General features: G+C 66.6%; 10 protein-coding genes. 6 read left to right on the top strand and 4 right to left on the bottom strand.

The features are described from left to right. Window positions 1-117 precede the first annotated feature (117 nt). From A5686_RS10035 to malQ, 3 genes are read right to left on the bottom strand one after another with little or no spacing between them, the layout of a single operon-like run. Window positions 118-588 carry a nuclear transport factor 2 family protein gene (locus A5686_RS10035; RefSeq protein ID WP_067933670.1) on the bottom strand — a complete coding sequence of 157 codons (471 nt, stop codon included), beginning with the start codon at window positions 586-588 and terminating at the stop codon, window positions 118-120. Continuing rightward, the gene (locus tag A5686_RS10030; protein ID WP_067933667.1) at window positions 585-1,460 is read right to left on the bottom strand and encodes an LLM class F420-dependent oxidoreductase; all 876 of its coding nucleotides are present in this window, start codon (window positions 1,458-1,460) and stop codon (window positions 585-587) included. The genes A5686_RS10035 and A5686_RS10030 overlap by 4 nt, the downstream gene beginning before the upstream one ends. 35 nt (window positions 1,461-1,495) lie before the next feature. Then, entirely contained in the window at window positions 1,496-3,652 is a 2,157-nt protein-coding gene (malQ, locus tag A5686_RS10025) for a 4-alpha-glucanotransferase (protein ID WP_067933666.1), read from the bottom strand. A 423-nt stretch (window positions 3,653-4,075) separates the two neighbouring features. Between malQ and eccB the strand changes: the two genes are divergently transcribed. Beyond that, on the top strand, window positions 4,076-5,593 hold the full coding sequence (eccB, locus tag A5686_RS10020; RefSeq protein WP_067933664.1) for a type VII secretion protein EccB: 1,518 nt from the start codon (window positions 4,076-4,078) through the stop codon (window positions 5,591-5,593). Beyond that, window positions 5,590-9,756, top strand: a complete 4,167-nt coding sequence (gene eccCa / locus A5686_RS10015) for a type VII secretion protein EccCa (protein WP_067933662.1) — start codon at window positions 5,590-5,592, stop codon at window positions 9,754-9,756. Before eccB ends, eccCa begins: the two co-directional genes overlap by 4 nt. Before the next feature lie 29 nt (window positions 9,757-9,785). Here eccCa and A5686_RS10010 read toward each other — a convergent pair whose 3' ends face one another. Next, window positions 9,786-10,961: a cytochrome P450 gene (locus tag A5686_RS10010; protein WP_067933660.1), complete on the bottom strand. Its 1,176-nt coding sequence runs from the start codon at window positions 10,959-10,961 to the stop codon at window positions 9,786-9,788. A gap of 252 nt (window positions 10,962-11,213) precedes the next feature. Between A5686_RS10010 and A5686_RS10005 the strand changes: the two genes are divergently transcribed. The 4 genes from A5686_RS10005 (at window position 11,214) to A5686_RS26545 (ending at window position 13,486) form a co-directional block, all read left to right on the top strand. Then, window positions 11,214-11,408 (top strand): ferredoxin, encoded by a 195-nt coding sequence (locus A5686_RS10005; protein WP_067933658.1) that lies wholly within the window; start codon window positions 11,214-11,216, stop codon window positions 11,406-11,408. A 270-nt stretch (window positions 11,409-11,678) separates the two neighbouring features. Next, entirely contained in the window at window positions 11,679-11,876 is a 198-nt protein-coding gene (locus tag A5686_RS27160) for a hypothetical protein (RefSeq protein ID WP_156750026.1), read from the top strand. A 10-nt stretch (window positions 11,877-11,886) separates the two neighbouring features. Further along, the gene (locus tag A5686_RS10000; RefSeq protein WP_067933656.1) at window positions 11,887-13,161 is read left to right on the top strand and encodes a PPE family protein; all 1,275 of its coding nucleotides are present in this window, start codon (window positions 11,887-11,889) and stop codon (window positions 13,159-13,161) included. 79 nt (window positions 13,162-13,240) lie between these two features. Beyond that, entirely contained in the window at window positions 13,241-13,486 is a 246-nt protein-coding gene (locus A5686_RS26545; protein ID WP_082947572.1) for a PE family protein, read from the top strand. The last annotated feature ends 91 nt before the right edge of the window (window positions 13,487-13,577 follow it).

Below are 13,577 nucleotides of genomic sequence, written 5' to 3'. Positions count from 1 at the left end.
CTTGGCGAAGCGCGGATGGCCATGGCCGCAACTGCCTCCAGATCGCCCGAATGCCGCCGCAAACTCGGTTCCTTGCCGATCGCTGTGGATTTTGTCACAAACTCCTGGCAGTCGCGGCTAAGTGGTGTCGCGAGGCAACAGGCGACGCACCGGGCGGGTCTCGATCGCGTTGACCGTCAACACCCGGCGGCTGATCCGCCAGCCCGCGTCGGTCAACAGATATTCGTCGTCGTAGCGCAGGTGCCAGGCCACGTCCACCAACTCGCCGTCGCGCTCGTTCCAGTGGTGCGCGATGGCCGCGATCCGCCCGTGGGCGGTACCCGGACGCGCGGCCGCGTCGTACACCTCGCCGATGATCGCGTGCTCGGTGCGGGTGACCGCGGCGACGGTGGCGACCGCGGCGGTGATGGACTGCCGACCGCGATGGGACTGGGTTGGCCGCAGATCGGCCGGCGGGGCCGGCACCACCAGCTCGGCCTCGGCAGTGAAAAGCCCTGCGACAGCGGTGAATTCATGGTCATCGACGTAGGCGGCGTACCGGTGCACCAGATCGCCCAGCGCGACCCGTTGTTCGGGCGAAAGCGTCATGAGGTCAAGGACAGCCGTTGCGCACACGCCGACAACAGGTCCTTCGCGTGCTCGATATCGGTGGTTGGCGGCATGGCCAGCACCAGTCGGTCGGCGCCCTGATCGAGAAGGGTTGCCGCGCGCTCGGCATCGATCTTGGTGACCGAGTGGCCCAGTGACACCTCGAGCGCCGTCGGATCCCGGTCCGCCGAAGATGCCTCGTCGCGCATGAGTGCGATCAGCGACGCGAGCCGGGGCCCGCTCACCCCCAGTGGCTGGAAGCCGTCGCCAAGGCGTCCTGCACGGCGTGCGGCGGCTCGGCTGTGCCCGCCGATGTGAATCTGAAGGCGCTCCGCCGGTTTCGGGTAGCACATGACGTTCTCAAATTTGAAGAATTCGCCTGTGAAGGACGCCCCCTCAGGTCTCTGCGCCCACAATTCCCGCATCACGGCCAGCTGCTCGTCCGCTCGGCGACCCCGGCTCTCGAAGTCCACATCGCAGGCGGCCAGCTCCTCCTTCAGCCAGCCCACACCCACACACAAGCGAAGTCTGCCGCCCGACAGGGCGTCGACGGTGGCGGCCCGCTTGGCCAGCACCACGGGGTGGTGGTTGGGCAGGACCAGCACGCCGGTGGCCAGCCCCAGACGGGTCGTGTGTCCGGCCAGAAATGCAAGCAGGTCAAGCGGATCCGGGATCGGGCAGTCCGGCGCCAAGCCGACGCGTCCCGAATTGTCGTAGGGGTACACACTGTCGTAGCGGGTGAGCAACACGGTGTGCTCGACAGCGACGATCGATTCGAACCCGCAAGCTTCGAGGTGACGGGCGAAGGCCACCATCCAGTCGGGGTCCGCGGTGACACCGTCGCCGACCGGGGCCACGACTGAGACCTTCATGGTTTTCGAAGCTAACAAGGCCCGAGCCGGGACGACTAGCGGGCCGCGCTTTCGGCGGCGACGGGCGCGATCGCGCCACGCACGGCTTCGGCGAGTGTGGCGGTGCGGCGATCGGTGAACACGTCCTCGAGCAGCACCGCGCGTCCGTCGGGGCCGGTCAGCGGCACCCGCCAGTTCGGGTATTCGTCGGTGGTGCCGGGCTGATTCTGGGTTCGGCGGTCACCGACGGCGTCGGTCAGCGCCACGCCCAGCAACCGTGACGGCGTCCTGCCCAGGTAGCGGTAGAGGGCCACCACGACCCGCTCGGGTTCTTCGTCGCCGTCCTCGAGCAATCCGACGCGGCGCAGCTCGGCCATCCACGCCGCCAGCTCGGTGCGGTCGGACTCGAGCTCCTCTTCAACGGGACGGGTCAGTAGATCCAGCGAATCGCGTAGCCGCACATGGTCACCCGCCAGATAGCCGGCGGTGGGAGGCAGATCGTGGGTGGTGACCGAGGATAGGCAGTATTCGCGCCAGCGCTCGGCCGGCAGTGGGCCGCCGTTACCGTCGCGGTCCAACTCGAACCAGAGGATCGAGGTGCCCAGCAACCCCCGCAACAACAAATAGTCACGCACCCACGGCTCGACCGTGCCGAGATCCTCGCCGACGATGACCGCGCCGGCCCGGTGCGCTTCCAGCGCGACGATGCCGATCATGGCCTCGTGGTCGTACCGAACGTAAGTGCCTTCGGTGGGTGGATTGCCTCGCGGGATCCACCAGAGCCGGAACAACCCGATGATGTGGTCGATGCGCACCCCACCGGCATGCCGCAGCACCGCACGGATGAGCGCACGAAAGGGCCGATACTCGTGCTCGTCCAACCGATCTGGGCGCCACGGCGGCTGGGACCAGTCCTGGCCGAGTTGATTGAACTCGTCCGGCGGCGCGCCCGCGGTCACGCCCAGCGCCATCACGTCCTGCAGCGCCCAGGCGTCGGCGCCATTGGGATGCACCCCGACGGCCAGGTCATGCATGATGCCCAACGACATACCGGCCCGGATCGCCTGCGACTGCGCCGCAGCAAGTTGCTCGTCGAGTTGCCATTGCAGCCAACGGTGGAAATCGACTGTGTCCGAATGCTTTTTGACGAAGTCCGCGACCCCGGACGCATCCGGGTGCTGTAGGGCCTCGGGCCAACAATGCCAGTCGGTGCCATACTTTTCGGCCAGCGCGCACCAGGTGGCGAAGTCGTCCAGCGCGCGGCCCTCCCGGTCGCGGAACGCGGCGTAGGACAGCTCCCGTCCCGCCGACCGCGGTTCTTGGTGCAGCAGCTTGAGTGCCGCCCGCTTCGCCACCCATGAGCTGTCGCGGTCGATGGCATCGACACGACCCGCGAGCTGCTGAACCTCGGAGCGCAGCCGGCGGACCCGGCTGCGCTTGCCCAGGTCAGCGAATTCGGGAATCGCCTCGACGCGAAGATAAAGCGGGTTGACGAAGCGCCGCGATGTCGGCAGGTACGGCGAAGGCTCCATCGGCTTGGTCGGGGCCGCCGCGTGCAAGGGATTGACCAAAAGATAGTCAGCACCGTGGCGCGCTGCCGACCACACCGCCAGGTCGGTCAGGTCGGTCAGATCGCCGACACCCCAGGACTGTCGTGACCGCACGCTGTAAAGCTGGGCGGCCAGGCCCCACGCGCGCCGGGCGCCGAGCCGCTCCGGTAGCCCGAGCCAGTCCGGCGTCACGATCAGCGCGGTGCTGGCCTCGGCGTCGCCGGAGCGCAGGTGTACCCGGTGATAGCCCAGCGGCAGGCCGGAGGGCAGCAGGAAGCTGGCCTCGCCGACCCAGCGGCCGTCCAAGTCGAAGGGCGGGGTGAAGTTGTCGACCTGTTCGACGCCGGTGCGCACGGTGCCGTCTTCGAGCTGCAACCACACCTCGGCGGGATCGCCGTGGGTGACGTGCGCCCAGAACCGGATCGGCTCGCCGGTACGCCCGACGATGGTAGCCGGCAGCCGGCGTGCCCAGTGCGACCGCAACTTCGCGGTCAGCGCGACGTTACGCTCCTGCTCGGTGTCGGCCGCGACGCCGAGCGAACTCAACACGGCCTTCAACGTGGCATCGGAAACCCGCACCCGCCGGCCTGTCCAGTCCTCGTAGTCCGTCGCGATGCCGTATCTGCGGGCGAGCTCGATCAGCGACGGCGCGAGTTCAGTCATACCGCCATCTTGCTGCCAGGATTCGTGGGCCGGCGATTCGGACCCGGCGAGCGTTGGCGCAATCTTTGCTGGGCGGTGGCCTGGGATTCATTTCTGTCTGCTCTTCGCCAACGGCTCGTTGCGCTCGACAGGACGAAAGGCCGTGCGGCCACTACGATGCTTCCGAGGAGGCGAAAAGGATCCGGTGCGCTCACCCGGGGGGAAAGAAACTGCCAGCTCAGTGGCGCAGATCGCCGCCGCCCTCGTGGCGGGCCCGGCATGGTGTGCGGCGGCCGGATTCGGTGCATAAACAGATGTAGGAGCGAACGGCTTTCGCGCCGCGTGGCGAGGTACGTGCAGGTGCCTTAACGTTGTCATGTAATTCGCGCTGGATCAGTTCATCAGGACGATATCCAGACACATCGGCAGACCGGAGTGAATTAAGTGGCGGAAGAGAGTCGCGGGCAGCGCGGGTCGGGGTACGGCCTCGGGTTGTCGACGCGGACCCAGGTAACCGGCTACCAGTTCCTTGCCCGGCGAACCGCGATGGCGCTGACCCGGTGGCGCGTCCGCATGGAGGTCGAGCCCGGCCGGCGCCAGAACCTGGCCGTGGTGGCATCGATCTCGGCCGCGCTGGTGATCTGCCTGGGCGCGCTGCTCTATTCCTTCATCAGCCCGGCCGGCCAGATCAACGAGTCGCCGATCATCGCCGACCGCGACTCGGGCGCGCTCTACGTCCGCGTCGGCGAGAAGTTGTACCCGGCCCTGAACTTGGCGTCGGCCCGCCTCATCACCGGTCGTCCCGATAACCCGCACCTGGTCAAGTCCAACCAGATCGCCGCCCTGCCGCGCGGTCCGATGGTGGGCATCCCGGGCGCACCGTCGAGCTTCCACCCGACCAGCCCGGCCGCGTCGTCGTGGCTGGTGTGCGACACCGTGGCGAACTCGACCGGCGCCGGGGCACCGTCGGGTGTGACGGTGACGGTGATCGACGGCAACCCCGATCTGAGCAACCACCGGCGGGTGCTGACCGGGTCGGACGCGGTGGTGCTGAACTACGGCGGAGACGCCTGGGTGATCCGGGACGGACGCCGCTCGCGCATCGACGGGTCGAACCGATCGGTGCTGCTGCCGCTCGGCCTCACCCCGGAGCAGGTCAGCATGGCGAAGCCGATGAGCCGCGCCCTGTACGACGCGTTGCCGGTGGGTCCGGAACTGACGGTGCCGCAGATCCAGAATGCCGGCGCCGGGGCGTCGTTCCCGAATGCGCCCGGCCCGATCGGCACGGTGATCGTCACCCCGCAAATCAGTGGGCCGCAACAGTATTCCTTGGTGTTGGCCGACGGTGTGCAGACGCTGCCGCCGCTGGTGGCCCAGATCCTGCAGAACGCCGGACCGGGCAACACCAAGCCGGTTACCGTCGAACCATCCGCACTGGCGAAGATGCCGGTGGTCAATAAGCTGGATCTGTCGTCGTACCCGGACGCGCCCCTGAATGTGATGGACATCCGCGAGAACCCGGCGACCTGCTGGTGGTGGCAGAAGACCTCCGGTGAAAACCGCGCCCGCGTCCAGGTGATCTCCGGCGCGACCATTCCGGTGGCCTCGAAGGACGTCAGCAAGGTGGTGTCGCTGGTCAAGGCGGACACCACGGGGCGCGAAGCGGACCAGGTCTTCTTCGGACCCGATTATGCGAACTTCGTGGCCGTCACCGGCAACGACCCCGGCGCCAAGACAACCGAATCGCTGTGGTGGGTCACCGATGCGGGTGCCCGCTTCGGCGTCGACGACACCCGCGAGGCACGAGAAGCGTTGGGCCTGAAGACAAAACCGGGGTTGGCGCCGTGGGTGGCGCTGCGGCTGCTCCCGCAAGGACCGACGTTGTCGCGAGCGGATGCGCTGGTGCAGCACGACACGCTACCGATGGATATGTCCCCAGGAGAGTTGGCGGTACCGAAGTGAAACGTGGATTTGCACGGCCGACGCCGGAGAAGCCTCCGGTAATCAAGCCGGAGAACATCGTCCTTCCGACGCCGCTGAGCATCCCGCCGCCGGAAGGCAAGCCCTGGTGGCTGGTCGTGGTCGGCGTCCTGGTGGTCGGTCTGCTGATCGGCATGGTCGGCATGACGTTCGCCAGCGGCTCGCATGTGTTCGGGGGCGCGGGTGCCATTTTCCCGATCTTCATGATCGGTGGCGTCGCGATGATGATGTTCGGCGGCCGGTTCGGCGGCCAGCAGCAGATGAGCCGGCCCAAGCTGGACTCGATGCGCGCCCAGTTCATGCTGATGCTGGACATGCTGCGGGAAACCGCCCACGAGTCGGCCGACAGCATGGACGCCAACTACCGGTGGTTCCACCCGGCGCCCACCACCCTGGCTGCCGCGGTCGGATCGTCGCGGATGTGGGAACGCAAGCCCGACGGCAAGGATTTGAACTTCGGCGTGGTCCGCGTCGGCGTCGGCATGACGCGTCCCGAGGTGACCTGGGGCGAGCCCCAGAACATGCCGACCGACATCGAGCTCGAGCCGGTGACCGGCAAGGCACTTCAGGAATTCGGTCGCTATCAAAGCGTCGTCTACAACCTGCCGAAGATGATCTCGGTGCTGGTCGAGCCCTGGTACTCGCTGGCCGGAGATCGCGAGCAGGCGGTGGGACTGATGCGGGCCATCATCTGCCAGCTGGCGTTCTCGCATGGGCCCGACCACATGCGCATGATCGTGGTCAGTTCGAACCTGGACGAGTGGGACTGGGTGAAGTGGCTGCCGCACTTCGGTGACCCGCGCCGCCAGGACGCCGCGGGCAACGCGCGGATGGTCTACAGCTCGGTGCGCGAGTTCGCCGCCGAGCAAGCCGAATTGTTCGCCGGCCGTGGCTCTTTCACGCCCCGGCACGCCAGTTCGTCGACCCAGACCCCCACCCCGCACACCGTGATCATCGCCGATGTCGTTGATCCGCAATGGGAATACGTGATCAGCGGCGAAGGCGTCGACGGGGTGACGTTCTTCGACCTCACCGGCTCGGCGATGTGGACCGCGGTCCCGGAGCGCACGCTGCGGTTCGACGAGAAAGGTGTCATCGAGGCGCTGCCCCGCGACCGTGACACCTGGATGGTCATCGACGAGAAGCCCTGGTTCTTCGCCCTCACCGACCACATCGGCACCGGCGAGGCCGAAGAATTCGCGCAGAAGATGGCGCGCTGGCGGCTTGCCGAGGCATACGAGGAGATCGGCCAGCGGGTGGCGCACATCGGCGCGCGGGACATCATGTCCTACTACGGAATTGACGATCCGGGCCACATCGACTTCGAGACGCTGTGGGGTAGCCGCAACGACTCGATGGGCAGGTCGCGGTTGCGGGCGCCGTTCGGTGTTCGCTCCGACAACGGCGAGCTGCTGTTCTTGGACATGAAGTCGCTGGACGAAGGCGGTGACGGTCCGCACGGCGTGATGTCGGGTACGACGGGCTCGGGTAAGTCGACCCTGGTGCGGACGGTGATCGAATCGCTGATGCTCAGCCACCCGCCCGAAGAGCTGCAGTTCGTGCTGGCCGACCTCAAGGGTGGATCGGCGGTAAAGCCGTTCGCCGGGGTGCCACATGTCTCCCGGATCATCACCGACCTGGAAGAAGACCAGGCGTTGATGGAGCGCTTCCTGGACGCGCTGTGGGGCGAGATCGCCCGTCGCAAGGCAATCTGCGACAGCGCCGGTGTCGACGACGCCAAGGAATACAACTCGGTTCGCAGCCGGATGCGGGCGCGAGGCCAGGACATGGCACCGCTGCCGATGCTCGTGGTCGTGATCGACGAGTTCTATGAATGGTTCCGCATCATGCCTACCGCGGTAGATGTCCTCGACTCGATCGGACGTCAGGGCCGTGCGTACTGGATCCACCTGATGATGGCGTCGCAGACCATCGAAAGCCGTGCCGAAAAGCTCATGGAGAACATGGGTTATCGGTTGGTGCTCAAGGCGCGTACCGCGGGTGCGGCGCAGGCGGCCGGTGTGCCGAACGCGGTGAACCTGCCCGCTCAAGCCGGTCTGGGCTACTTCCGCCGCAGCCTGGAGGACATCACCCGGTTCCAGGCCGAATTCCTGTGGCGGGACTACTTTCCGCGCGGCCTCACCGACGACGGAGACGAGGCGCCGGCGCTGGTGCACAGCATCGACTACATCCGCCCGCAATTGTTCACCACGTCATTCACCCCGCTGGAAGTCAGCGTCGGGGGACCAGACGTCGTCCCCCCTCCCGCCGTCCCCGCCGACGGCGAGATGCTCGGGGTCGAGGGGGTCGACGACGACTCCGAAGGGATCCGGACGCCCAAGGTCGGTACGGTCATCATCGATCAGCTGCGCAAGATCGAGTTCGAGCCCTACCGGCTTTGGCAGCCGCCGCTGAACCAGCCCGTCGCCATTGACGAACTGGTGAACCGGTTCCTCGGCCACCCCTGGCAGCAGGACTATGGCACCGCCCGGGATCTCGTCTTCCCGATCGGGATCATCGACCGTCCCTTCAAGCACGACCAGCCGCCGTGGACGGTCGACACGTCGGGGCCCGGTGCCAACGTGCTGATTCTTGGTGCCGGTGGATCCGGCAAAACCACCGCGCTGCAAACCCTGATCTGTTCGGCGGCCCTGACCCACACTCCCGAGCAGGTCCAGTTCTACTGCCTGGCCTACAGCAGCACCGCGCTGACCACGGTCGCCCGGCTGCCGCACGTGGGTGAGGTGGCCGGTCCGACCGACCCGTACGGTGTCCGCCGAACCGTGGCCGAGCTGCTGGCGCTGGTCCGCGACCGCAAGCGCACCTTCCTCGAGTACGGAATCGCCTCGATGGAGGTCTTCCGGCGCCGCAAGTTCGGCGGCGAGCAGGGCTCCGTCCCCAACGATGGATTCGGCGACGTCTACCTGGTGGTGGACAACTACCGGGCGCTGGCCGAAGAGAACGAGGTGCTGATCGAGCAGGTCAACCTGATCATCAATCAGGGTCCCTCATTCGGGGTCCACGTGGTGGTCACCGCCGACCGGGAATCGGAGCTGCGGCCACCGGTGCGCAGCGGTTTCGGCTCCCGGGTCGAGCTGCGACTCGCGGCCGTGGAAGACGCCAAACTGGTGCGTTCCCGGTTCGCCAAGGACGTTCCGGTCAAGCCGGGCCGCGGCATGGTCGCGGTCAACTACGTTCGACTCGACTCCGACCCGCAGGCCGGTCTGCACACCTTGGTGGCTCGGCCCGCGCTGGCCAACACGCCTGACCATGTGTTCGAATCCGACAGCATCATCGACGCCGTCAGCCGTCTCACGAGCGGTCAGGCGCCGCCGGTACGCCGGCTGCCGGCGCGGTTCGGCGTGGAGCAGTTGCGTGAGCTGGCGGCACGCGACACCCGCCAGGGCGTCGGCGCGGGCGGAATCGCTTGGGCCATCTCCGAATTGGATCTCTCACCGGTCTATCTCAATTTCGCCGAGAACGCGCATCTGATGGTGACCGGCCGTCGCGAATGTGGGCGTACCACGACACTGGCCACGATCATGTCCGAGATCGGGCGGTTGTACGCGCCGGGGGCGACCAGCGCGCCGCCACCGCCGGCGGGGCAGCCTTCGGCCCAGGTGTGGCTTGTGGACCCGCGTCGTCAGCTCCTGACCACGCTTGGCTCCGACTACGTGGAGAAGTTCGCCTACAACCTCGATGGTGTGCAGGCGATGATGGGCGAACTGGCCGCGGTCCTGGCCGGGCGCGAGCCGCCGCCCGGTTTGTCCGCCGCGGAGTTGCTGTCGCGGAACTGGTGGAGCGGACCGGAGATCTTCTTGATCGTCGACGACATCCAGCAGCTGCCGGCGGGATTCGACTCGCCGCTGCACAAGGCCGCGCCCTGGGTGACCCGGGCCGCCGATGTCGGCCTGCACGTGATCGTCACACGCACGTTCGGTGGCTGGTCTTCGGCCGGCAGCGACCCGATGCTGCGGGCACTGGCGCAGGCGAACGCACCGCTGCTGGTGATGGACGCCGATCCCGACGAGGGATTCATCCGCGGCAAGATGAAGGGCGGACCACTGCCCCGTGGTCGAGGCCTGCTGATGGCCGAGGACACCGGTGTGTTCGTTCAGGTTGCGGCGACCGAATTACGCAAGTAAGGCAGTGCCGTTGCGCTGGGCTGACCGGGTTACCGCGAGATCGCGGCCCAGCGCAGCGGCAACTCCTTGAGCGCGAAACTCTTTGATGGGTAATTGATCGCGGGGGAGTAGTCCTCGGGCAGTTCGAAATCCGGAATTTGGGTCAGCCATTCCGCGACGACCACCGTCAGTTCGATGCGCGCCAGATGAGAACCCAGGCAGCGGTGCGGCCCGCCGCCAAACCCCCAGTGCCGGTGGACTTTTCCGTCCATGTTGAGTTCGTTGGTGGACATTGGGTCGCTGTCGTCGCGGTTGACCGCTGCCATGCACAGCCGCACCGAGGTGCCCGGCGGCAGCGTCATGCCGCCGACCTCCACGAATTCCGTCGTTATCCGTGGCGCCACCGGCGCCGACGGTTCGAGTCGGACGATCTCCTCGATGAAAACCCGGATCTGCTTCGGGTTGTCGCGCAGCTGCTTGCGCAGCTGCGGTCGGCGCGCCAATTCGTACAACGAGAATCCGATGGCCGCGGTCACCGTGTCCAGGCCGGCCAGGATCAGCAGGTGACTCATGCCCAGCAGTTCGACGTCGGTGAAGTCACCCTTGCCGGTCATCACTTGCGACAACATGTCCGAACCCGGGTTCTGCCGGCGCTGGGCGATGGCTTCGGCCAAATACGCCAGCAGCTGCTCGGACTTCTCGATGTCGGCCCGGGTTATGAACGGCTTGTCGTTGACGACGGCGTCTTTCCAGTCGATGAGACGATCACGATCTTCTAGTGGCAGACCGTAGAGGTCCATAAACACCTGGAACGGGTACAGGTTGGCGAAGTCCGCCATCACTTCGCACTCGCCGCGAACGGCCAGCGCCGCGATCATGTCACCGGCGTGGCGCACCAGCACCGGCCGCGACTTGCTCAATGCGTGCGGGCTGAAGTACGGCTGCAGGATTTGGCGGTAGCGGGTGTGTTGCGGCGGATCAAAAGCCAATGGCAGCACCGGCAATGGGTGGCCGGGAGGCTGCAGCACCGTCGACGAGAAGACCTTGGTGTTACGCAGTGCGGCCAGCACATCTTCGCGCCGGGTTATGTAGTAATGGCCGTTCATGAATACGACCGGTCCGGCATCGCGCAGTGTCTTCCACCCGAGGCCCCGGTCAACGGTCATCGGTAGCGTCGCGAAATCAAGCCGGGGTAGGTAGAACGAGCCCTGTTGGCCTTCGCTCATTCGCTTCGGTCTCCGGATACCTGTTGGACCGCGATATCAACACGGGACGGCACATCAATATTGCATGCGCGCCAACCGAAGACGGTCCGCCCGCCCAGCCCAGTCCGGGGCGTATCCGGTCCGGGCAAGCCATTGGCGAACATGCTCGACACTTTACTGACCGACTAGTCTGGATACCGACCCGTGAACTGCCAGCCCGTCTGATTGCGAAGCCGCCGGCGGCCGTGCCGGGCCGCCTAGGGAGGAGGCCTCGTGAGGGTTCGTCTGGAACAGTCGAAATGTGTGGGCCACGCCCAGTGCTATGCCGTCGACCCAGATCTCTTCCCCATCGACGAGTCGGGCTATTCGATCCTCACGGAGCATGAGGTCCGGCCCGAGGACGAGCAATTGACCCGCGAAGGTGTCGCGTCCTGTCCCGAAATGGCGTTGATTCTCGACGAGGAGTGACGGCACAAGTCGGCGCTACGCAGCGGGCGGAAAGCAAACGCTTAGTAAACAATTCGTGGTCGATTATGAACTCCCGCCGACCCGGGATGAACAGTGGCTGGCCATTGAAGAACAGGCGGCTTTGGGTGTCGGTGTTTGCCTCGTAACGAACTAATCTCAGTGCCGGGCGGCAGTTCGGGCACACGCGAGCTGTCGCTCGGTTGCTGATAGTGGGAGATTAGCCGAGGCGGAAGGTGCATGCCGGTACTGAGCAGACGTCCGAGAAGCGCGGTGGCAGACCACGTTTGCGGACACAGCCGACTGGTCAACATGCGTACGCCGGCCCGGCTGACGGGGTTGCGGGGCGAAAACGCTCCGCTGGTGACTCCCGTGGGCGCAGCGGCCCCCGGTGGCGCTGTCTACAAGGCCGTGACCATGGCCACCACTGATTCCTATGTGACAGCCGAGATCGCGTTTCCGGCCGACTGAGGAGGACACGGTGTTTGACTTCGCGGCGTTACCGCCCGAAATCAATTCCGGTCGCATGTACGCGGGCCCGGGGTCGGGCCCAATGATGGCCGCAGCCGCCGCCTGGGACGAGATTGCGGCCGAATTGGGGGTCGCGGCCAGCGGCTACAGCTCGGTGGTCACCGAGCTCGCCAGCGGGCCATGGGTGGGACCGGCATCGATGTCGATGGTTTCGGCGATCACCCCGTACGTAAGCTGGCTGCACGCGATGGCCACCCAGGCCGAGGAGACGGCCGGGCAGGGCCGGGCCGCCGCGGCGGCTTTTGAGGCGGCGTTCGCGATGACGGTGCCGCCACCGGTGATCGCGGCCAATCGAGTGCTGCTGGCGAACCTGGTCGCGACGAACTTCTTCGGGCAGAACACCCCGGCGATCGCGGCCACCGAGGCGCAGTACATGCAGATGTGGGCACAAGACGCCGCCGCGATGACCGCTTACGCCGCATCGTCGGCGACCGCGTCGGTGCTGCCTCCGGTCACAGCGCCGCCCAACACCACGAATCCGGAAGCGGGTTCCAACCAGGCCGCCGCGGTCACTCAGGCGGTCGCCGAACCGGCGGGCAACACCGCACAGACCACCGCCAACGCGACCTCACAGCTAGCGTCGCCACAAGCCTTGTCGCTCAGCACAACTCAAGCGGCACAGGCACCCGCGGCGGCGACGAATGCGTCGGATCCGGGACCGTTCACCTGGCTGACGAACGCACTGCAGAACGTCACGCAATCCGGGCTGCCGACCCCGACCAACAACTTTCTGGGGTTGAACCCCACCTTGTACGACACGATCTTCAAGCGCATGACCGGTCTGGGTTACTTCTCGAACGGTATGGCGCAGTTTGCGTCGTCGATCGCCCAGCAGTTGACCTTCGGTCCCGGTGGTAGCACGGCGGGTGCCGGTGGTGCATGGTACCCGACTCCGCAGTTTGCCAGCCTGGGTCTGAGCAACCTCGGCGGCGTGGGCAACGTGGGCGCAGTCTCCGCGGGAGCCGGGCAGGCCGCCCGGGTGGGGATGCTCTCGGTTCCGCAGCACTGGGCGACGCTGACCTCGGCGGTCAGCCCGGCCACGGTATCCGACCTGGAAGCCGCGCCCGTCCAAGCCGCCGCGTCAGGGACGCACGGTTCGCCGGCCAATGGCCTGCTGCGGGGGATGCCGGTGGGGGGCATGGGTCGGCGCGGCGCCGCCGCCGGCTACGTCAACAAATACGGATTCCGCTACAGCGTGTTGACCCGCCCACCATCGGCCGGATAACGGAGAGCCACATGAACGCCAGCCCATTGACAAGTTATTCCCGCGATGTTGCCGGGCCCACGGAAGGGAAGGGATCTAGATGTCCTTTGTGACCACGCAGCCGGCGGCTTCGGCAGGCGCCGCGTTGGCCCCGACGGGGGCGGTGCCGGCCGCCACGGACGAAGTGTCGGCACTGACGGCAACGCAGTTCGCTGCACACGCGCCGATGTACCAGGCCGTCAGCGCTTCGACGGCGGCGATCCACGAAATGTTTGTCAATGCCCTGAGCACCAGCTCCGGGTCGTACGCGGTGACTGAGGCGGCCAACGCGGCCGCGACGGGTTAAGGAGTCAAAGATGTTGGATTTTGGGGCGTTTCCGCCGGAGTTCAATTCGGCGCGGATCTACTCGGGTCCGGGCTCGGGTTCGTTTGTGGCT

The sequence above is a fragment of the Mycobacterium sp. E2479 genome, from assembly GCF_001667925.1.
Lineage (GTDB): Bacteria > Actinomycetota > Actinomycetes > Mycobacteriales > Mycobacteriaceae > Mycobacterium.
The sequence above is the reverse complement of the archived record's forward strand: the minus strand, read 5'-3'. Positions and strand labels throughout refer to the sequence as shown.